At 64.7% G+C, this 20,995-nt stretch carries 17 protein-coding genes; 6 read left to right on the top strand and 11 right to left on the bottom strand.

Annotated elements, in window-relative coordinates; translation table 11 throughout:
• Nucleotides 1-131 precede the first annotated feature (131 nt).
• From AC5O5R_RS05055 to AC5O5R_RS05020, 8 genes are read right to left on the bottom strand one after another with little or no spacing between them, the layout of a single operon-like run.
• Nucleotides 132-500: a type II secretion system protein GspI gene (locus AC5O5R_RS05055; protein ID WP_172222297.1), complete on the bottom strand. Its 369-nt coding sequence runs from the start codon at nt 498-500 to the stop codon at nt 132-134.
• Entirely contained in the window at nt 497-925 is a 429-nt protein-coding gene (gene gspH, locus AC5O5R_RS05050; protein ID WP_172222300.1) for a type II secretion system minor pseudopilin GspH, read from the bottom strand. The genes AC5O5R_RS05055 and gspH overlap by 4 nt, the downstream gene beginning before the upstream one ends.
• Before the next feature lie 3 nt (nt 926-928).
• Nucleotides 929-1,363, bottom strand: a complete 435-nt coding sequence (gene gspG / locus AC5O5R_RS05045; protein WP_172222304.1) for a type II secretion system major pseudopilin GspG — start codon at nt 1,361-1,363, stop codon at nt 929-931.
• Between the two features lie 17 nt (nt 1,364-1,380).
• Nucleotides 1,381-2,583 (bottom strand): type II secretion system inner membrane protein GspF, encoded by a 1,203-nt coding sequence (gene gspF / locus AC5O5R_RS05040; RefSeq protein ID WP_172222308.1) that lies wholly within the window; start codon nt 2,581-2,583, stop codon nt 1,381-1,383.
• A 3-nt stretch (nt 2,584-2,586) separates the two neighbouring features.
• Complete coding sequence (locus tag AC5O5R_RS05035; RefSeq protein ID WP_172222340.1) at nt 2,587-4,035, bottom strand: GspE/PulE family protein; 1,449 nt, start codon at nt 4,033-4,035, stop codon at nt 2,587-2,589.
• Complete coding sequence (gene gspD / locus AC5O5R_RS05030) at nt 4,035-5,789, bottom strand: type II secretion system secretin GspD (protein ID WP_172222335.1); 1,755 nt, start codon at nt 5,787-5,789, stop codon at nt 4,035-4,037. The genes AC5O5R_RS05035 and gspD overlap by 1 nt, the downstream gene beginning before the upstream one ends.
• 21 nt (nt 5,790-5,810) lie before the next feature.
• Nucleotides 5,811-6,236, bottom strand: coding sequence for a pilus assembly protein PilZ (locus tag AC5O5R_RS05025; RefSeq protein ID WP_172222313.1), 426 nt, complete (start codon nt 6,234-6,236; stop codon nt 5,811-5,813).
• Nucleotides 6,233-7,873 carry a bifunctional UDP-sugar hydrolase/5'-nucleotidase gene (locus AC5O5R_RS05020; RefSeq protein ID WP_172222316.1) on the bottom strand — a complete coding sequence of 547 codons (1,641 nt, stop codon included), beginning with the start codon at nt 7,871-7,873 and terminating at the stop codon, nt 6,233-6,235. The genes AC5O5R_RS05025 and AC5O5R_RS05020 overlap by 4 nt, the downstream gene beginning before the upstream one ends.
• Nucleotides 7,874-8,097: 224 nt before the next feature.
• On the opposite strand from AC5O5R_RS05020, the gene AC5O5R_RS05015 reads away from it, so the two are divergent.
• Complete coding sequence (locus AC5O5R_RS05015; RefSeq protein WP_172222321.1) at nt 8,098-10,173, top strand: PhoX family protein; 2,076 nt, start codon at nt 8,098-8,100, stop codon at nt 10,171-10,173.
• A gap of 139 nt (nt 10,174-10,312) precedes the next feature.
• Complete coding sequence (locus AC5O5R_RS05010; protein WP_172222326.1) at nt 10,313-12,340, top strand: PhoX family protein; 2,028 nt, start codon at nt 10,313-10,315, stop codon at nt 12,338-12,340.
• Nucleotides 12,341-12,437: 97 nt separating this feature from the next.
• Here the strand turns inward: AC5O5R_RS05010 and gspK are convergent, their stop codons facing one another.
• Complete coding sequence (gene gspK / locus AC5O5R_RS05005; protein ID WP_172286603.1) at nt 12,438-13,403, bottom strand: type II secretion system minor pseudopilin GspK; 966 nt, start codon at nt 13,401-13,403, stop codon at nt 12,438-12,440.
• Nucleotides 13,404-13,548: 145 nt separating this feature from the next.
• Between gspK and tatA the strand changes: the two genes are divergently transcribed.
• The 3 genes from tatA to tatC are packed head-to-tail and all read left to right on the top strand — an operon-like array spanning nt 13,549 to nt 14,830.
• Nucleotides 13,549-13,782 carry a twin-arginine translocase TatA/TatE family subunit gene (gene tatA / locus AC5O5R_RS05000; protein WP_172221516.1) on the top strand — a complete coding sequence of 78 codons (234 nt, stop codon included), beginning with the start codon at nt 13,549-13,551 and terminating at the stop codon, nt 13,780-13,782.
• Complete coding sequence (tatB, locus tag AC5O5R_RS04995; protein WP_172221519.1) at nt 13,782-14,072, top strand: Sec-independent protein translocase protein TatB; 291 nt, start codon at nt 13,782-13,784, stop codon at nt 14,070-14,072. Before tatA ends, tatB begins: the two co-directional genes overlap by 1 nt.
• Nucleotides 14,069-14,830 carry a twin-arginine translocase subunit TatC gene (gene tatC / locus AC5O5R_RS04990; RefSeq protein ID WP_172221522.1) on the top strand — a complete coding sequence of 254 codons (762 nt, stop codon included), beginning with the start codon at nt 14,069-14,071 and terminating at the stop codon, nt 14,828-14,830. Before tatB ends, tatC begins: the two co-directional genes overlap by 4 nt.
• 102 nt (nt 14,831-14,932) lie before the next feature.
• Here tatC and AC5O5R_RS04985 read toward each other — a convergent pair whose 3' ends face one another.
• Together AC5O5R_RS04985 and purL are read right to left on the bottom strand one after the other, a co-directional pair.
• The gene (locus AC5O5R_RS04985; RefSeq protein ID WP_172221525.1) at nt 14,933-15,244 is read right to left on the bottom strand and encodes a YqfO family protein; all 312 of its coding nucleotides are present in this window, start codon (nt 15,242-15,244) and stop codon (nt 14,933-14,935) included.
• A gap of 3 nt (nt 15,245-15,247) precedes the next feature.
• Nucleotides 15,248-19,147 carry a phosphoribosylformylglycinamidine synthase gene (purL, locus tag AC5O5R_RS04980; protein WP_172221528.1) on the bottom strand — a complete coding sequence of 1,300 codons (3,900 nt, stop codon included), beginning with the start codon at nt 19,145-19,147 and terminating at the stop codon, nt 15,248-15,250.
• 280 nt (nt 19,148-19,427) lie between these two features.
• Here purL and mltF point away from each other — a divergent pair, with 280 nt between their 5' ends.
• Nucleotides 19,428-20,885, top strand: a complete 1,458-nt coding sequence (mltF, locus tag AC5O5R_RS04975; protein ID WP_172221531.1) for a membrane-bound lytic murein transglycosylase MltF — start codon at nt 19,428-19,430, stop codon at nt 20,883-20,885.
• The last annotated feature ends 110 nt before the right edge of the window (nt 20,886-20,995 follow it).

Here is a 20,995-nt window from a genome sequence, read left to right as displayed (position 1 = left end):
CACTGAGCCCTTGCAGGAGCAGCCTTGTGCTGCGAAGAGGTCCGACCGACTGACAGAAGTCCATTGGGCACACTGGCCTCTTCGCAGCACAAGGCTGCTCCTACCGGAACCGCGGAGGATTGGCGAATTTTTCATGGGCGCTCCAGGAACACGGTGTATTGGCCCAGCGGCAGGCGCTGGTCGCGGTCGGCGTACAGCTGCAGCTCGCCACGGCGCAAGTCGCGCACGCCGGTGCGCCGCAGTTGCATTTGCCAATGGCACAACTGGCCGCCCTGGCCAAGTTCGCCGCCGACCTGATTGGCGGCGGGCCAGTACTGCTCGACGGCGAAGCGGGTTTGCAGCTCCCGCGCGCACAGCAGGCCCAGGCGGTGTTGCTGCAGGTTGTCCTGCACCATCAGGCGTTGGCGCAGCACCTGGCTGGTGATCACCGCCAGCACGGCGGCAATTGCCAGGGCCACGGTCACTTCCAGCAGGGTGAAACCGCGCTGTGCCTGCTTCATGGTGCTACCCGCAGGCCGTCGGCCCGGCTCCATGCCCACTGCTGGCTGCCATCGGCCCAGCGCCAGTACACGCTGCCCGGCTGCGACCAGCCGTGTGGCGTGAACAGCAGGCGCGGCTGTGGGCTGGCGGGCCAGTCCGGTTGCAGGCCCTTGGGCCAATCGCCGAGGGCAGTTGCTGCCACCACCCAGCCATTGCCCTCGCGCAGCACGAACTCGGGGCGCTGGTCATTCCAGCGCAGCCCGCGCAATTGCCCGGCATGCCGGGCAAGCGCAGCCTGGCTGCGGATTTCCGCAGCCAGCCGTTGCAGGGCCTGGTCGACACCGGCCTGGCCGCCAAGCCCGGCCACTGCCAGCCCGGTCATCAACCCGGCAATGGCCAGCACTACCAGCAACTCGATCAGGCTGAAGCCACGCTGACGGCGCACCCGTTACAGCGCCCAGTTACCCAGGTCGGCATCCTGCCCTTCGCCGCCCGGCAGCCCGTCAGCGCCCAGCGAGTAGACATCCACCCGCCCATGTTCGCCAGGCATGCGGTACTGGTAAGGGGTGCCCCACGGATCTGCCGGCAGGCGGCGCACATAGCCGTCACTGCGCCAGGCCCGTGGCAACGGCTCCTGGGCCGGCTTTTTCACCAGCGCGGCCAGGCCCTGTTCGCTGCTGGGGAAGCGCAGGTTGTCCAGCCGGTACATGTCCAGCGCCTGCTCCAGCGTGGCCAGGTCGGCCAGCACCTTCTGCTTCATGGCCTTGTCCTGGTTGCCCAGCACGCTGGGGGCGACCACGGCGATCAGCAGGCCGATGATGAAGATCACCACCATGATTTCCATGAGGGTGAACCCGCGCTGGCGATTACGTCGATGCTGCATGGCAATACTCCTTGTGTTCACAGTTGCAGGCCCTGGTTGAGTTGCATGATCGGCAGCAGCACCGCCAGCACGATGAACAGCACCACGGCGCCCATCACCAGAATCATCAGGGGTTCGAACAGCGCCATGGCGGTATCGACCTGGCGGGCAAAACCGCGCTCCTGGTCGTCGGCCACGCGCTCGAGCATGTCGGCCAGGGTGCCGCTGGCCTCGCCACTGCCGACCATGTTCACCAGCAGCGGCGGGAATTGCTGGCTGGCATCCAGCGCACGGTGCAGGCTGGTGCCGCCCTGCACCTGCTGGCGCACCTGCTCCATGGCCAGGCGGATGCGCCGGTTGCCGACGGTTTCGGTCGCCACTTGCAAGGCTTCGAGCAAGGCCACGCCGCTGCCACTGAGAATCGCCAGGCTGCGCGCCAGGCGTGCGCTTTCCAGCACCTGCAACAGGCTGCCGATGCGTGGCAGGCGCAGCAGCAGCTGGTCGCGGCGCAGGCACCAGTGCGGCTTGCGCAATAACCAGCCGCCCAGCACGCCGAGCATCAGCGCCAGCCCCAGCAACCAGGGCCCGGCGTGCACCAGCCCCTGGCTCAGGCCGATCAGCAGCGAGGTAATCAGCGGCAGGCTCTGCCCGGCATGGGCGAACTGCTCGGTGAGCTTGGGCACCACGAAGGTCATCAGGCCGACCACCACGGCCAGCGATACGCCCATCAGCACCGTGGGGTAGATCAACGCGGTTCGCGCCTTGTGCTGCTGGCGTTGTACCTGTTCCAGGTGATCGGCCAGGCGGGTCAGTACCTGGGCAAGGCGCCCGGAACGTTCGCCTGCCTCGACCAATGCGCAGTACAGGCCGGTAAACGGTGCACCCTGGCGCGCCAGGCTGCGGGCCAGGCCGAGGCCTTCGGCCAGCGAACCCCGCAGCGCCACCAGCACACTGTGCAGGGCCGGCTGACGCAACTGGCGCTCAAGTGTGGCCAAGGCATCCACCAAGGGGATGCCGGCACCGGTCAGAGTGGCCAGCTGACGCGTCAGCTCGCACAGCTGGGCCCGGCCAAGACGCTGACGGCGGGGTGGCCGGGTGCCGGACTCATGGCGCTGCAACTGCCGGGCAAACAGGCCCTGCTCGCGCAACAACTGGCGCGCATGGCGTTCACTGTCGGCCTGCAGGCTGGCCTTGTGGGGTTTGCCGGCGAGGTCGACGGCCTGGTAGCGATAGGTCGGCATGGCTCAGCCCTGCACCGCGCGTAGCACTTCGGCCAGGCTGGTCTCACCGCGCGCCAGGCAGTCGCTGGCCATCGCCACCAGGCTCTGGCGGCGGTCGGTCAGGTAATCCTGCATGGCCAGCTCACTGGCACCGGCGTACAGCAGGCCAACCAGCCCGGCGTCCAGTTCGATGAATTCGTACAAGCCCAGGCGCCCGACATAACCACTGCCCTGGCACTGCTCGCAGCCAACCGCATGGTAGCTGCTGCCCAGCGCTGCCAGCTCTGGCCACAGCTCCCGCTCGGCAGGCTGCAGCGGGTGGGCCACGGCGCAGCTGCACAAGCGCCGCACCAGGCGCTGGGCCAGTACCCCGCGCAGACATGAGGCGATCAGGAACGGTTCGATACCCATGTCGCGCAGGCGGGTCACCGCGCCCACGGCACTGTTGGTGTGCAGGGTGGACAGCACCAGGTGGCCGGTGAGGCTGGCTTGCACGGCGATCTGCGCGGTTTCCTGGTCGCGGATTTCGCCGAGCATGATCACGTCCGGGTCCTGGCGCAGGATGGCCCGCAGGCCGCTGGCGAAGGTCAGCCCGGCGCGCGGGTTGATGGCGGTCTGGCCAATCCCGGCGATGGCGTATTCCACCGGGTCCTCGACCGTGAGGATATTACGGCTGCCGTCATTGAGGCTGTTGAGGCTGGCGTACAGCGTGGTGGTCTTGCCCGAACCGGTCGGGCCGGTGGACAGCACGATGCCATTGGGGCGCGCCAGGCAGCTCCGCAGGCCCTGCAGCACAGCCGCCGGCATGCCCAGGTTGCTCAGCGCCAGCAGGCTGGCCTGCTTGTCCAGCACGCGCATCACCACCCGCTCGCCGTGGATACCGGGCAAGGTCGAAACCCGCACATCCACCTCGCGCCCTGCCGCGCGCAAGGTGATGCGACCGTCCTGGGGCTGGCGCTTTTCGGCGATATCCAGGCGCGCCATGACTTTGATCCGCGACACCAGCATGGCCGACAGCGCACGCGGCGGGCGCAGCACTTCGCGCAGGTGGCCATCGACTCGCAGGCGTACCACCAGGCTTTGTTCGAAGGTTTCTATATGGATGTCCGAAGCACGCAGGCGCAGGGCCTGGCCGAACAGGCCGTTGATCAGGCGGATCACCGGGGCTTCGTCGTCGCTTTCCAGCAGGTCTTCGATACGCGGCATCTCGCTCATCAGGCTGGCCAGGTCGACTTGGTCGCCAATGCCCTCGATCAAGGCTGCTGTGGCCGCATCGCCGCCCTGATACAGCTGCCCGAGGCGCTCGTCGAAGGCAGCCGGCTCCAGGTATTCGAGCGCGCAGGGCTGGCCATGCACGCGCAGCAGCTCCTGCAACTGGGCACTGTCGGCATCAGGGCGCAGCCACAGCTGCCAGCCCTGCTCGGTCGGGGCCATGGCTACCCCACTGTGGCGCGCCTGGCGATACGGCAGCATCACCAGTCACCGCCTTCCAGGCGCGCGCGGCTGGAGGGAAACACCTGCAGCAACGGCGTCCCTTGTGCCAGGTCCGGCAGTTGCAGCGGCGTGGTCTGCTGCAAGCTGCGGTACTTGTCTTCACTCAGCCCGGCCAGGCTCGGCCCGTCCCGCAGGATGCGCGGGCGGATGAACACCATCAGATTCTGCTTGGTGTTCTTGCTGGCATCGGAGCGGAACAGCCGGCCCAGGTAAGGAATATCGCCGAGCAAGGGCACACGCTGATTGCTGGTGCTCAGCTCGTCGCTGATCAGGCCACCGAGGATCACCAGGCCATTGTCCTCGACCATGACCTTGGTCTTGATCTCGCGCTTGTTGGTGATCACGTCGCTGGCGGCGCTGGATTCGGCAATCGATGACACCTCCTGGACGATGTCCAGGCGCACGCTGTTGTCGATGTTGATCTGCGGCTTGATGCGCAGCTTCACCCCGACTTCCTTGCGCTCGATGGTCTGGTACGGGTTGGCGTTGTTCTGGGTTACCGAGCCCGTGACAAAAGGCACTTCCTGACCGACCAGGATCGACGCCTCGGCGTTGTCCAGGGTCAGCAAGGTGGGCGTGGACAGCAGGTTGAAGCCGCTTTTGCCCTTTAGCGCATTGACCAGCATGGCGAAGTTGAAGCCGCCGCCAAAGTGACCAATACCTGCCGTGGCGCCGGCAGTGGTCGACAGCAGGTCGCCCAGCGCCTCGCTGTCACCACTGGCGGCAGCCCCGGCGATGTTGGCGATGTTCACCCCGTTGCTGCCGAAGTTGACGATGCCGGCGCCGAACTTTTCATCGGCGAACAGCCATTGCACACCGAGCTCCTGGGCGCTGCTGTCCGATACCTCGGCAATGATCGCCTCGACCACCACCTGGGCACGGCGGATATCCAGTTGCTCGACGATATCGCGGTAGGCAGCCAGCTCGCTGTCCGGGCCGACCATGACCACGGCATTGGTGCCTTCTTCGTACTCCAGGCGGATACCCGAGTCACTGGCCACCGCCAGCGGCTGGTCCTTGCCCTGGCCTTCGCCACCGCCATTGGCCGCGCCTTCGCCGGGCACCGCGCCTTCCTGGCTGAGCCCGCGCAGCACCTTGACCACTTCACCGGCATTGGCGTGGCGCAGGTAGATGACCTGGGTACGGGTGCCGGCGGCTTCGCTGGGGCGTTCCAGCTGATGCAGCAGGCTGGCAATGCGGTCAAGGTTGCTGCGCCAGTCGGTGACCACCAACTGGTGCGCCGCCGGGTAGGGCGTGATCACGCCCACCCGCGGGTCGATCAGCGGCTTGAGGATGCCCAGCACCTGTTCGCTGGCGGCATTGCGTACATTGAAAACCCGGGTGGCCACACTGTCGCTGCCCGCGCCCTGCCCTGCGCCGGTCTCCACCGGCACCGGCTCCAGCCGCGCGACCTGGTCAGGGACGATCTTCACGCTGCCGTTGGGCAGGTCGACGGCGGCATAGCCCTGGGCGCGCAGTTGCGCCAGGAAGATGTCGTAGATGGCATCGGCGTCGTGCAGGTCGACCGTGCGCACGGTGACCTTGCCTTTGACCCGCGGGTCGACGATGAAGGTAGTGCCGGTGATGCGCGACACGCTGTCGATGAACTCGCCGAGTTCGGTGTCGACGAAGTTCACCTCGTACATCGGCGTGCCGTTTTCATCGAACGTAGGCTCCTCGGCACTCACCCCCGGCACGGCCAGGACCAGGGCCAGGCTCAGCGCAGCCGCCATGCAGTATCTAACAGGCATCGTTCATCCTTGGCGCTTGAAGCCGGTCACGGCAGGGCGTGGCGGCCAGGGCAGGCGTTCACGCCGCCCCTGGTTGTTGAAGATCAGGCCATCGCCATCGATGTCCTGCAGCACGATTCCTGGCGCCAGGCGCTGGCCGCGGGCCAGGGTGCGCACCTGCTCGCCATACCGCAGCACCACCACGCTGGAGCTCAGGGGGTGAGCCTTGAGGCCACCGAGGTAGTGCAGCGGCAGGCGGGTAATGGCGATGCTGCCGTCGTCGACCGGCACCTGCCAGTGACCGACCATCAGCCCCGCTAGCGGGCTGTTCACCCTTGCTGGCGCCGTGGCCGGCTGCGGCTGGCGGCTCAGTTGCAGCACGCATTGGGCGGCCAGCCAGCCGGCCAGGGCCAGGCCAGCGCCGGTGAACAGGCGCGAGGCAACTATCACGAGGCCAACTGCCGTGGATGCCAGCCCGGGTGGCCCTGCACGTAACGCACGTCGGGCAGTTGCAGGGCGGCCAGTTGCCAGTCGCCAGGCTGCCGAGCCAGCCAGGCCTCGACCCGCTGCCAAAGCGGTTCGCCGGCCTGGGTTTCGAACTGCAGGCCAAATGTGCGGCACAGCCCTTGTACCGGTTCCAGGCCGGTGATGCGCTTGCCTTGCGGGCTGTAACTGACATGCCAGGCCTGGCCCTGCCAGCGTGGCAGGTCCTGGCTGTTGTCCAGCAGCAGCGGGTCGCCGAACAGTTGCTCTGCGGCGTTTTCCAGTACTTGTTCCACCTGCCGGGCCGGCGCTTCGACTACAGGTGCCGGGTAGCCACCGGTCAGACTTATCAGGTGTTCGCGGGTGATGCTTGCCCCTGCCGGCAGCGGATAGTCATAACGCAGGCCCGGCAGCAAGACGGGCATGCTGCTGTCGTCAGCCAAGGCTTGATGCAGCAAGCGGTCCCAGCTGCCGCCACGGGTATCGCGGCGCCACAAGGCCTGCGGCGCACGGGCCAAAGGCTGGTCGAGCCAGGCCGCGTGGCCGGCCCGTTGTTGCCGTAATTTCGCCTGCAATTGCCCGACACGTAACAGGGCGGCAGGTGCCAGCTGTTGTTCGAAAGCCGGGAAGAAACGCCCGTCGAACTGCCATAGCCCAGCGACGCGCTGACAGCGCAGGCGGAACGCGCCACTGCCCCGGCAGCCGGCGAACAGCACCGGCACACGGCGCCCGCTGGCCTGGGTGACCGCCACCGGTGCCGGCCACAAGTCCTGACCACGGGCGCACAGCAGGACGTCGATCTGTGCTACCCGCTCGGCCAGCCACAGGCCGGGGCCGGTACCGACATCAGCCATGGCCACTACCAGGTCGGCCTCGCGCCGGGCCTGTTCGAACACCGGCTGCAGCGACTGGTACCACTGTTTCAGGGAGGCTTTCTGGTCCTGTGCGTAAGGGTCGGTGACACCGACCACGGCAATACGGGCGCCGCCGCGCTCGAAGATGTGCAAGGTTTCTACACCCAGCGCCTGGCGTTGCGCATCTGCCAGCCCGGCGCCCAGGGTGATGGGGCCAGCCTGGCGATACAGGCCGGGGCTGCGTTGTGGCCACAGCACGCGTTCGTCGCTGCTGACCCGCACCTCGCTGCCCAGCAGCTGGCTGCCCTGCACCCCGCTTTCGCCTTGGGTCAGGTAGGCCAGGCCACTGCCGTTCCAGCCCTGCCCGTTCTCCAGGGTCAGGCTGTTGCCTGCCCCCGCCTCGCCGCGCAATTGCTCCAGCAACGCGGCCAGCACCGCATAACCGCCCAGTTGGGCAGACGCTGCCTGGCCGGCATCGAGCAAGGGTGCCAGTTGTGGGTAGGCGACGCTGGCGCTGCTGCCGGTCATCCACGGCGCACGGCCCAGGTGGCTGACCGGCCCCAGGCGGGTGGCCGGCACCACAGCCTGGCCAGGCTGGCGGGCATCAAGGGTATCGGCCACATACAGCAGGTCGAGGTGGGCGTGACCGTCCTGCTGCCCAGGCAAGGCGGAACAGGCGCCAAGCAGCGGTGCCAGGGCACCGACACCCATCCAGCCAATCACTTCGCGCCTGTGCACACTGCTTGCCATCGAACCCGCCATCCTTATCCACGCTCATTCAGGGCTCCGGATGTTGCGGCGTTGGCATTACAGTTTGATGGCAGAAATCCGACAGCAATTCCAAATTGGTCTGTAGGCCACGGATCTAAGAACCGGTAGTTTTAAAAGCTCGTTAACATTTCTGCCAATGAATCATCACACTAGCGCTCTAAAGTCGCGGTTTCCTCCAACTCAGCCACAACAAGGACACCCTGATGAGTCGAGATACCGGCGACAACCTGGACCGGAACCAAAGCGGCAACCTGCCGATGGCCAACGTCATGGACGCCTACCTGAGCCGCCGTAGCGTGATGCGCGGCAGCCTGGGCGCCGCCATCGCCATGATTGCCGGTACCGGCCTGACAGGCTGCTTCGACGGTGGTGGCTCCGATCATGATGATCCGGTCACCGAACCACCGGTGACCGAGCCGCCAGTCACCGAGCCGGAAGTGCCGAAGCTGGCGCTGGGCTTCCAGTCCATCCCCGGCTCGCGCACCGACGCCTGCGTCGTTGCCGCCGGCTACAGCGCCTATGTGCTGGCCCCGTGGGGCACACCGATCAACAGCAATGGCAGCCCATGGAAGTCCGACGGCAGCAACACCTCCACCGACCAGGCCAACGCCATGGGCATGCACCATGACGGCATGCATTTCTTCCCTATCAACGGCAGCTCGGAAGACGGCCTGCTGGCGATCAACTTCGAATACATCGACGCCGCCGCCTTGCACCCGGCCGGCCCCACCACCGATGTCAACGGTAAGCGCCCGGTGGAAGAAGTACGCAAGGAAATCAACGCCCACGGCGCTGGCGTGGTGCGCCTGCAGAAAGTCGGCGGCCGCTGGCAGGTAGTCGACAACGACCCGCTCAACCGCCGCTTCACCACCGCCTCGCGCATGGAGATCACCGGCCCGCTGCGTGGCACCGAGCACGTCAAGACCAAGTACTCCAGCGCCGGCACCCACTGCCGTGGCACCAACAACAACTGCGGCAACGGCTACACCCCGTGGGGCACCTACCTGACCTGCGAAGAGAACTGGCCTGGCATCTTCGTCAACAAGGGCACCCGCCCCGAAGACCAGCGCCGCATCGGCGTGGGCACTTCCAGCGGCCAGTACAAGTGGGAAAGCGCTGCCGGTGACAGCAGCGAAGTGGCCGACGAATTCGCCCGTTTCGACGTGACCGTGAAAGGCGCCAGCGCCACCGACGACTACCGTAACGAAGCCAGCACCTACGGCTACATCGTCGAGATCGACCCGTACAACAGCAGCACCTTGGCCACCAAGCGCACAGCCATGGGCCGCTTCCGGCACGAGGGCTGCTGCCCTGGCCTGCCGGTCGCCGGCAAGCCGCTGGTGTGGTACATGGGCGACGATTCGAACAACGAGTACCTGTACAAGTGGGTATCCACTGCCGTTTGGGACGCCGCCGACGCCAGCCCGGCCGACCGCCTGGCCACCGGTGCCAAATACCTGGACCAGGGCAAGCTGTACGTGGCCCGCTTCAATGCCGACGGCACCGGCGTCTGGCTGCTGCTGGACGTGACCACCGCCACCACCGCCGGCAGCACCCTCGGCGCGCTGTATGGCGACCTTCCCGGCATCATCCTCAACACCCGTGGCGCTGGCGATGCCGTGGGCGCCACGCCGATGGACCGGCCGGAATGGACCGCAGTCAATCCGCTGAATGGCGACGTATACCTGACCCTGACCAACAACAGCGCGCGCACCCCGGAAAAAGTCGATGCAGCCAACCCGCGCGGCCCGAACCGTCACGGCCACATCATCCGCTGGCACGACAGCGACGACCAGCTGAGCTTCAGCTGGGACATCTTCGTGTTCGGCGCCAACGCAGCCGGCACCGCCGACATCAACCGCTCGGGCCTGACCGAACTGAACCAGTTCGCCAGCCCGGATGGCATGAGCTTCGATAGCCGTGGTGTGCTGTGGTTCGAGACCGACAACGGCGAAACCACCCTCACCGACTACACCAACGACCAGTTGCTGGCGGTAATCCCCACCGACCTGGTGGATGCCAGCGGCAAGCAGGTGCCGGTGAACGCGCAGAACCAGGTGGACCTGCGCCGCTTCTTCGTCGGGCCGAATGATTGCGAGGTGACGGGGATTGCGTTTACCCCGGACAACAAGACCTTGTTCGTGAACATTCAGCACCCGGGGAACTGGCCGTATACCGACAAGGCTACCGATGCTACGCCAGCTGGGGCCACGGTGCGGCCGCGGGCTTCGACGGTGGTGATACAGCGGGATGATGGTGGGGAGATCGGCACGGCCTGATTTACCAGGCCGCCATTCAGTGGTCGACCGGATTCGAACACCGGTCGTCCATGACCGATCTGGGTAGATTTCCTGATTCAACCCCGCAATCCGGAGCACTAGCGTTGTTGCTCACAAAGCGTATCGAGAGAATGCCCGGATGAGCCGAGACACCACTGATAACCACGACAGAAATCCCAGCCGCAATCCTTCCCTACACGATGTTACCGACGCCTGTTTGATCAAGAATCAAAGAATCCCTGCCGGCGACACAGCTGCCGCCATGGTTGTCGCCATGGGCAAGGGCAGCTGCCTGCGCCAGCCTGACGCCCCTGAGCTAACGGTGCGACCTGCGCCCACCCTGGGCTTCGAATCCATCAACGGCTCGCGTACCGACGGTTGCAGCGTCCCGCCGGGATACACCGCCCATGTTCTGGCGCCCTGGGGCACGCCGCTCAATGAGTTATCACGCCCATGGCGGCAGGATGGCAGCAACACATCCGTCGACCAGGCCAATGCGATGGGCATGCACCACGACGGCATGCACTTTTTTCCCCTCGACGGCAGCTCCAGTGACGGCCTGCTTGCGATCAACTTCGAATTCATCGACCCCCAAGCCTTGCACCCGAATGGCCCTACCACCGACGCTATTGCAAACCGCCCGCCCGAGGAAGTTCGCAAGGAGATCAACGCCCACGGAGCTGGCGTGGTCCGCGTTAAAAAAGTCGCTGGCCGTTGGCAAGTGGTTGAGAACGACCCGCTCAACCGCCGCTTTACAAGCGCCACAGTTATGGAGCTCGCCGGCCCCCTGCGTGGCACCGACCATGTTAAGACCAGATTTTCGCCCACAGGCACTCATTGTCGGGGCACCAATAACAACTGCGGCAACGGCTACACCCCCTGGGGCACTTACCTGAGCGGTGAAGAGAATTGGCCACGCTATTTCGTCAATAAAGCCACGCTGCCAAGCGATCAGGCACGCCTTGGGGTGCGCGCCACGAATAGTGAATACAGCTGGGAGAGTGCTGCCGGTGCCCCTTGTGAAGTAGATGACGAGTTTGCCCGTTTCGACGTTACCCCGACCGGTCCCAGCGCCACCGATGACTACCGCAACGAAGCCAGCACCTACGGTTATATTGTCGAGATCGACCCGTTCAGCGCTACTACCCGCGCCGTGAAACGTACTGCCATGGGCCGCTTTCGACATGAAGGCTGCGGCCCCGGCCGGGCTGTAGCCGGCAAACCGCTGGTCTGGTACATGGGCGACGACTCCAATAATGAATATTTGTACAAATTCGTTTCTGACGCCCTTTGGGACGCAGACGATGCCCACCCGGCTGATCGCCTGGCTACCGGAGACAAATACCTGGACAGCGGCAGTTTGTACGCCGCCCGTTTCGATGCTGACGGCAAGGGTGAATGGCTATTGCTGGACGTCGGCACGGCGACTACGGACGGGAGCACCTTGGGTGCCCTGTATGGTGACCTGCCAGGCATCCTGCTCAATACCCGCGGTGCCGGTGATGCCGTGGGCGCGACGCCAATGGACCGGCCGGAATGGACCGCTGTGAACCCGCTGAATGGCGATGCTTACGTGACGCTGACCAATAACAAGGTGCGTCCGCCGGAAAAAGTCGACGCAGCCAACCCTCGCGGCCCCAACCGCCACGGCCAGATCATTCGCTGGCGAGAGTGTGAAGGCCAGCCAACCTTCAGTTGGGACATTTTCGTATTCGGGGCCAATGCGGCGGGCACGACTGACATCAATCGTTCGGGCCTGACCGAGGCCAATCAGTTTGCCTGCCCTGACGGCATGAAATTCGATAGTCGCGGTGTGCTGTGGTTCGAGACGGATAGCCGCGAGAGCACAGTCACCGAATACACCAACGATCAGTTACTGGCAGTAATTCCCACTCATCTGATTGACACGCATGGCATGCAGGTCCCGGTAAATGCCAAGAACCAGGTAGATCTACGGCGCTTTTTTGTTGGGCCTAACGGCTGTGAAGTAACTGGCATCGCGTTCACGCCTGACAATAAAACGATTTTCGTCAACATCTCGCACCCCGATAACTGGCCCTGCAGCGAAATCGCAACTGACATCCCCCCAGCTGGGGTCAAAGTGCGGCCACGGTCCTCGACTGTGGTGATTCAGCGAGAAGATGGTGGGGAGATCGGTACTGCCTGATCGACCTGTGCGCGGGGGGGGGGCGCTTTGCGGCTCTTTTCGGGGCAAGGCCTTGACTGGGATTGCCCGCGAACAGGCCGCAAAGCAGCCCCGCCCCCTACCAACCCATCGGCTCCCTGCTGCGAACCCGCACCTGCTGCGCCGGCACCCGTGCATGCCATTGCACCACCCCGAGCGCTTCGACCTGGAACTCGCTGCGAATCACCCGCCCCTCCTCCTCGAACGACAGCTGCAACAGAAAATGCCCGCTGTTGAGCAACAAGCCTTCGCTCAACCGTTCAAACGTTTCATCATCCACCGCCCCCAGCGCCTGGCGCAGCGCTGCGGCATCCACATAGCCCGACGCCGGCCGGCCACTGACGATGCGGCTGAGCAATGAACGCGAGTAGCGCCCTTCGTACAGCGCGTCCAGCAGTGGCAGATGCTCCAGCCCCAGGGCATTGGCATTCAGCCGCCAGCCGCTGGTCTGCGGCAACGCACACAGCATCGGGTAACGGGCCTGGCGAGTAGCATCCGGCTCCAGCAACAGGTTCAGTTCGCTGGTGTCGAGCATCGGCTGGTTGGCCGCCAGTCGCGGCGGTTGCTGGCGCAGGTACTGGGCACTCTCGGCGCCTTGCAGGCGGGCGTCGCTGTCGGGGTCAAGCCAGTCGGCCAGGGCATCGACCAGGCGCTCGGCGGCCATGGTGTCACCCAGCAGGTAACGCAACTGCCGTTCGGCGCGTTCCCCGTCGGCGCCAAGCAGCGCGTTGACGTTGAAGCAGGTGTGCTGGTCGCGCACCCGCAGCTGCGCCTGACCGGCGCCAAAATCATAGTTCAGCGGTTGCCCGCGCAACGCCTGCCAGAACAGCGGGCTAAGCCGCCAGGCAGGGTCACGCAGCGCCTGCCCGGCATAGGCAAGGCCAGCCTGCTCCATGGCCCGGGCCTGCACCCGCTGGTGCAACAGGCGCACCTCGTCGACCTGCCGTCGGCCATCCTCCACCAGCCATGCCATGCCCGCCGCCAGCATCGCCAATACCACCATCACCATCAGCAGGGCCGCGCCCCGCTGTTTCCTGCCTCCCATGCGTGCGTGCCTCGCGTGCCGGATAAAAACGCCAGTCAACACGCGGCGTGTTGCAGCTAGATGGCAATGCCAGTTCGTCATGTTCACGTCATCTGGACGAGGCAGGATTAGCCTTCCTTTTCATGGCCTTACAGGAGTAGTCGCAATGGGTGGTATTGGAATCTGGCAACTGGTGATCGTACTGCTGATCGTATTCCTGCTGTTTGGTACCAAACGCCTGAAGGGCCTGGGTAGCGATGTGGGCGAGGCGATCCAGGGTTTTCGCAAATCCATGGGTGGTGACACGGATGCCAACGCCCGCGGCCAGGCACACGTGCAGCAACAGTGCCCACTGACCGGGCAGTCCACACAACCCTCGCAAACGGACCGGCAGGCCTGATGTTCGAGGTCGGCTTCAGCGAGTTGCTGCTGGTGGGCATTGTCGCGTTGCTGGTGTTGGGCCCGGAGCGCCTGCCGGTGGCCGCGCGCACGCTTGGCCGCGGCCTGGGCCAGGCGCGCCGGGCCATGCACGCCTTGCGCACGCAGGTGGAGCGCGAGATTGAGCTGCCAGAGCTGGACAGCGCGCCTTTGCAGCGCCTGGAACACGAGATTCGCCAAGGCATCAGCCTGAATACGCAGCCAGCCGGTGCGGTGGCCGCGGCTGCAGAGCCCAAGGAAAACGCCTCATGACTATTGCCACGGGGCCGGCGGCCAGCATGCCTCTGACCGAACACCTGCGCGACCTGCGCAAACGCCTGGTGCGCTGCCTGGCGCTGGTGGCGCTGGTATTCGCCGGCCTGTTCCCCTTTGCCCAGGCGCTGTACACGTTCATTTCCGAGCCGCTGCGGCGTTTTTTGCCGGAAGGCGCGAGCATGATCGCGACCAGCGTCACTTCGCCGTTCCTGACGCCGTTCAAGCTGACGGCGATGTGCGCGCTGTTCGTCGCCATGCCGCTGTTGCTGCACCAGGCCTGGGGCTTTCTGGCACCGGGTCTGTACCAGCGCGAACGGCGCATCGTGCTGCCGCTGCTGTTATCGAGCATCTTGCTGTTCTATGGCGGCATGGCATTCGCGTTCTTCCTGGTATTCCCGATGATGTTCGGCTTCTTCGCCAGCGTGACACCGGACGGCGTAGCGATGATGACCGACATCAGCCAGTACCTGGACTTCATCCTGGCGCTGTTCCTGGCTTTCGGCCTGGCGTTCGAGATTCCGGTAGCGACGTTTATCGTGGTCTGGATGGGGTTGGCCGATGTAGCCACGTTGCGGCGCAGCAGGCCCTACGTGATCGTGGGCTGCTTTGTGGTGGGGATGATACTTACGCCGCCGGATGTGTTTTCACAGACAATGCTGGCGGTGCCGATGTGGGTGCTGTTCGAGGTGGGGTTGCTGGCTTGTGCCTGGTTGAAGCGGCCTGAGCCCGGCAAGGAGATTGTGGCTGGATCATAGGGCCCTTTCGCGGGTGAACCCGCTCCTACAGAGACCTCACAAGTTTCAAACCCTGTGAAGTACCTGTGGGAGCGGGTTCACCCGCGAAGGCCGTGATGCGGTCTAGAACTCGCCGAGCCGCCAGACTTCATAGGCTGGCGTCTCGTACGGGTGGCTCTGCTTGAGCGCAGCGACGACCTGGGCTACCCGCTCGTCATCCACCACCAGCTCCACCTTCCACTCCTCCACCACCTCGACCTGACCGGTTTGCCCGAGGTACGGCTGGCTGCCGTGCAACGGGCGAAACTGGCCCTGGCCCAGGGTTTGCCAGGCGCAGTGGTCATAGTCACCGATGCGCCCGCCGCCAGCGGCGAACACAGCGGCCTTGACCACTTCAACATGGCTGGCCGGGACGAAGAAGGCGAGCTTGTACACGCCTTAGTTCACCCACACCCGCGCGTTGCGGAACATGCGCATCAGTGCGGCATCTTCCTGCCACTCATCCGGGCGCCAGGAGTTCTGCACGGCACGGAACATACGCTCCGGGTGCGGCATCATGATGGTCACGCGGCCGTCGCGGCTGGTCAGGCCGGTGATACCACGCGGCGAGCCGTTGGGGTTGGCCGGGTAGGCTTCGGTGACCTTGCCATGATTGTCGACGTAGCGCAGGGCCACGCAGCCAGAGACATCGGCTTCCAGCAGTGCTTCTTCGCTGGCGAACTCGGCATGGCCTTCGCCGTGGGCGATGGCGATCGGCATGCGCGAACCGGCCATGCCCTGCAGGAAGATCGAGTTGGACTTCTGCACTTCGACCATGGCCACGCGCGCCTCGAACTGCTCCGAGCGGTTGCGCACGAAGTGCGGCCAGTACTCGGTGCCCGGGATCAGCTCGTGCAGGTTGGACATCATCTGGCAACCGTTGCACACGCCCAGGGCGAAGCTGTCGGTACGCTCGAAGAAGGCCTGGAAAGCGTCGCGGGCGCGGCTGTTGAACAGCGCCGACTTGGCCCAGCCCTCACCAGCGCCCAGCACGTCACCGTACGAGAAGCCACCGCAGGCCACCAGGCCCTTGAAGGCATCGAAGTCGACACGACCGGCGAGGATATCGCTCATGTGCACATCGATGGCAGCGAAGCCGGCGCGGTCGAAGGCAGCAGCCATCTCGACCTGGCCGTTGACGCCCTGCTCACGCAGAATTGCCACTTGCGGGCGCACGCCTTTCTTGATGTACGGCGCAGCGATGTCGTCGTTGACGTCGAAGCCCAGCTTCACCGACAGGCCAGGGTTGTCTTCCTCGAGCAGCAGGTCGAATTCCTGGTCGGCGCAGTCGGCGTTGTCGCGCAGGCGCTGGATCTGGTAGCTGGTTTCGGCCCACTGGCGTTGCAGCATGCGGCGGTCGTCGTCGAACAGCACTTCGCCGTTCAGGCTGATGGACACTTCAGCGTTGTTGACCGGTTTGCCGATCACTGCGACGCACTCTTCGCCCAGGCCAGCGGCGCTGAACTGTGCCAGCACGTCCGGGGTGGCATCCTGGCGAACCTGGATGACCGCGCCCAGTTCTTCGTTGAAGAGGATGGCCGGCACTTCGACACGGTTGTCGGTGAGCGGATCGAGTTGCAGGTCGAGGCCGCAGTGGCCGGCAAAGGCCATTTCCATCACTGTGGTCACCAGGCCACCGTCGGAACGGTCGTGGTAGGCCAGCAGGTGGCCGTCGGCGTTCAGGCCCTGGATCACGGCAAAGAATGCCTTGAGGTCTTCGGCGTCATCGACGTCCGGTGCCTGGGCAGCGATCTTGCCGTAGGTCTGGGCCAGGATCGAGGCGCCCATGCGGTTCTTGCCACGGCCCAGGTCGATCAGGATCAGGTCGGTCTCGCCCTTGTCCATGCGCAGTTGCGGGGTCAGGGTCTTGCGGATGTCGGTGACCGGGGCAAAGCCGGTGATGATCAGTGACATCGGCGAGGTGACGCTCTTCTCGCCGCCCTCATCGCTCCACTGGGTCTTCATCGACATCGAGTCTTTGCCGACCGGAATGGTGATGCCCAGTTCCGGGCACAGCTCCATGCCAACGGCCTTGACCGTGTCGTACAGGCGCGCGTCTTCACCCGGGTGGCCGGCAGCGGACATCCAGTTGGCCGACAGCTTGATGTCGGACAACTTTTCGATCTGCGCAGCGGCCAGGTTGGTGATGGTTTCGCCGATAGCCATGCGCCCGGACGCCGGGGCATCCAGCAGCGCCAGCGGGGTGCGCTCGCCCATGGCCATGGCTTCGCCGGTGTAGACGTCGAAGCTGGTGGCGGTGACGGCACAGTCGGCCACCGGAACCTGCCACGGGCCGACCATCTGGTCGCGGGCAACCAGGCCGGTGATGGTGCGGTCGCCGATGGTGATCAGGAAGCTCTTGCTGGCTACCGCCGGGTGGTTCAGCACGCGCTGGACGGCGCTGTCCAGGTCCAGCTCGCTCGGGTCGAAGTCATCGCCCAGTTCGGCTTCACGGGTAACCGAACGGTGCATGCGTGGCGGCTTGCCCAGCAGCACGTCGAGCGGCATGTCCACCGGCGTGTTGCCGAAGTGGCTGTCGCTTACGGTCAGGTGCGGCTCTTCAGTGGCTTCGCCGACCACGGCGAACGGGCAACGCTCACGTTCGCAGATGGCCTGGAAGCGCTCGAAGTCGACGGCGCTGACCGCCAGCACGTAGCGCTCCTGCGATTCGTTGCTCCAGATTTCGTGCGGGGCCATGCCCGGCTCGTCGTTGGGCACGTTGCGCAGTTCGAAGCGGCCACCACGGCCACCGTCGTTGACCAGTTCCGGGAAGGCGTTGGAGATACCACCGGCACCGACGTCGTGGATGAAGGCGATCGGGTTGTTGTCGCCCAGCTGCCAGCAACGGTCGATGACCTCTTGGCAACGGCGTTCCATTTCCGGGTTTTCGCGCTGTACCGAGGCGAAGTCCAGGTCAGCCGAGCTGGCACCGGTAGCTACCGACGAAGCAGCGCCGCCGCCCAGGCCGATCAGCATGGCCGGGCCGCCGAGCACGATCAGCTTGGCGCCCACGGTGATCTCGGCTTTTTGCACGTGCTCTTCACGGATGTTGCCCATGCCGCCGGCAAGCATGATCGGCTTGTGGTAGCCGCGCACTTCTTCACCGTGCGGGGTGCTGATCGCCTGCTCGAAGGTACGGAAATAGCCGGTCAGCGCCGGGCGGCCGAATTCGTTGTTGAACGCGGCGCCGCCCAGAGGGCCTTCGATCATGATATCGAGGGCGTCGACGATACGCTCTGGCTTGCCGTAGGCCTGCTCCCACGGCTGTTCGAAGCCAGGGATGCGCAGGTTGGACACGGTGAAGCCGGTCAGGCCAGCCTTCGGCTTGGCGCCGCGGCCGGTAGCACCTTCGTCACGAATTTCGCCGCCGGAGCCGGTGGAGGCGCCGGAGAACGGAGCGATGGCGGTCGGGTGGTTGTGCGTCTCGACCTTCATCAGGATGTGCACCGGCTCCGTCACCGCGCCGTACTGGCGGGTTTCAGGGTTCGGGAAGAACCGGCCGGCAACATTGCCGACGATGACCGAGGCGTTGTCCTTGTACGCAGACAGCACACCTTCGCTGTGCATCTGGTAGGTGTTCTTGATCATGCCGAACAGGCTTTTTTCCTGGCCCTGGCCGTCAATGTCCCAACTGGCGTTGAAGATCTTGTGGCGGCAGTGTTCGGAGTTGGCCTGGGCGAACATCATCAGTTCGATGTCGTTCGGGTTGCGCTTGAGGCCCTGGAAGGCATTGACCAGGTAGTCGATCTCGTCTTCGGCCAGGGCCAGGCCCAGGTCGATGTTGGCCTTGGCCAGGGCATCGCGGCCACCGGCCAGGATGTCTACCGAGGTCATCGGCTTGGGCTGGGCGTGGCTGAACATGTCAGCGGCCTGCTCCAGCTGGCCGAGCACGCGCTGGGTCATGCGGTCGTGCAGTTCGGCGGCGATCAGTTGGGCATCAGCGTCGCTCAGGTTGCCGGCGACGTAATAGGCGATACCACGCTCCAGGCGCTGGATCGACTGCAGGCCGCAGTTGTGGGCGATGTCGCTGGCCTTGCTGGCCCACGGCGAAATGGTGCCCAGACGCGGCACGACCAGGAACAGGCGGCCAGTCGGCTCTTGTACCGGCACGCTCGGGCCGTACTTGAGCAGACGGCCCAGCACCTGCTGCTGGTCGGCGGTCAGCTCGCCGTCGACGTCGGCGAAATGGGCAAATTCGGCATACAAACCAGTAACAGCGGGGACTTTCTGGCTCAGTTGCTCGAGTAATTTACCGTGGCGAAAGGCAGAAAGGGCAGGAGCGCCGCGCAGGATCAACATCGTCGGGACAGCCTCAGGAAGGGGTGTGCTTAGAGGCCGTGCATTCTAGCCTAATTCGTTGGCTTTCGGCACCCGCTCTAAGCCATGGCTGCCGGGCGGTGGAACCGGACTTCCGGGTCAAAAATTCCACCTGTTCTCCACGCGCCCTGTAGGAGCGGCCCATCGCGACGCAAGGCCGCTCCTACAGAGGATCAGGCCGCCACTGCACAGAATGTGCTACCAGACAAGCAAACCGTTGTCGAGATATGGCAGCGCCAGTCCTTTGCGTATACTGCAACCTATGTTCGCCCACACTGCTTTGCGCCAGCGTTGCGCCAAATGGCTTTTCGCAACCGGACTCTTTCTGCTGCTCGGTGCCTGCGTTGAAAAACCCAGCACCCTCGAGCGCGTGAAGGAGGATGGCGTGCTGCGCGTGATCACCCGCAACAGCCCGGCCACCTACTTCCAGGACCGCAACGGCGAAACCGGCTTCGAATACGAGTTGGTCAAACATTTCGCCGATGATCTCGGCGTGAAGCTGGAGATCGAAACCGCCGACAACCTCGACGAACTGTTCGATGACCTTGGCAAGCCCTCCGGCCCGGTACTGGCCGCAGCCGGGCTGGTCAGCAGCGAACGGCGCAAGACCCAGGCGCGGTTCTCGCATCCCTACCTCGAAGTCACCCCCCAGGTCATCTACCGCAACGGCCGCCCTCGCCCGACCAACGCCAAGGGCCTGGTCGGCAAGAAGATCATGGTGCTCAAGGGCAGCAGCCATGCCGACCTGCTGGCAGAGCTGAAAAAGCAGAATCCGGGCCTGGAATACGAAGAATCCGACGCCGTCGAGGTGGTCGACCTGCTGCGCATGGTCGATGAAGGCCAGATCGACCTTACCCTGGTCGACTCCAACGAGCTGTCGATGAACCAGGTGTACTTCCCCAACGTCCGGGTCGCTTTCGACGTAGGCGACACGCGTGACCAGCGCTGGGCGGTTGCGCCTGGCGAAGACAACAGCCTGCTCAACGAAATCAACGAATTTATCGACAAGGCGCAGAAAAACGGCACCCTGCAGCGCCTGAAGGACCGCTACTACGGCCATGTGGACGTACTGGGGTATGTCGGCGCCTATACCTTCGCCCAGCACCTGCAACAGCGCCTGCCCAAATACGAAAAGCACTTCAAGAGTTACGCCAAGGTCGAGCAGGTGGACTGGCGCCTGCTGGCCGCCATCGGCTATCAGGAGTCGATGTGGCAACCGGAGGTCACGTCCAAGACCGGCGTGCGCGGCCTGATGATGCTGACCCAGCGCACCGCCCAGGCCATGGGCGTATCCAACCGCCTTGACCCGAGGCAGAGTATCCAGGGCGGCGCCAAGTACTTCATGAAGATCAAGGCAGAGCTCGACGACAGCATCAAGGAGCCTGACCGCACCTGGTTCGCCCTGGCCGCCTACAACGTTGGCGGCGGTCACCTGGAAGACGCCCGCACCCTGGCCAAGCGCGAAAAGCTCAACCCCAACAAGTGGCTGGATGTGAAGAAGATGCTGCCGCGCCTGGCGCAGAAGCAGTGGTACCGGCAGACCAGGTACGGCTATGCCCGCGGCGGCGAGCCGGTGCACTTCGTGGCCAACATCCGCCGCTACTACGACATCCTCACCTGGGTAACCCAGCCGCAGCTCGAAGGCCAGGTGGCCGAGGGCAATCTGCATGTGCCTGGGGTAAACAAGGACAAGCCGGCGGATCAGTCGCCGCCGATGTAAGTCCCGGGTGGCAGCAAGTCCCGCCTCGGGGCGATCAAGAAAACCGAATGGCTGCAACTGATATAACTGCCAGTTTCCCCATGCCTGAAGGCGGGTTAAAACACGCCAGC

The sequence above is a fragment of the Pseudomonas sp. 8_5_2 genome (assembly GCF_059295255.1).
This window is presented reverse-complemented; position numbering and strand designations above follow the sequence as displayed.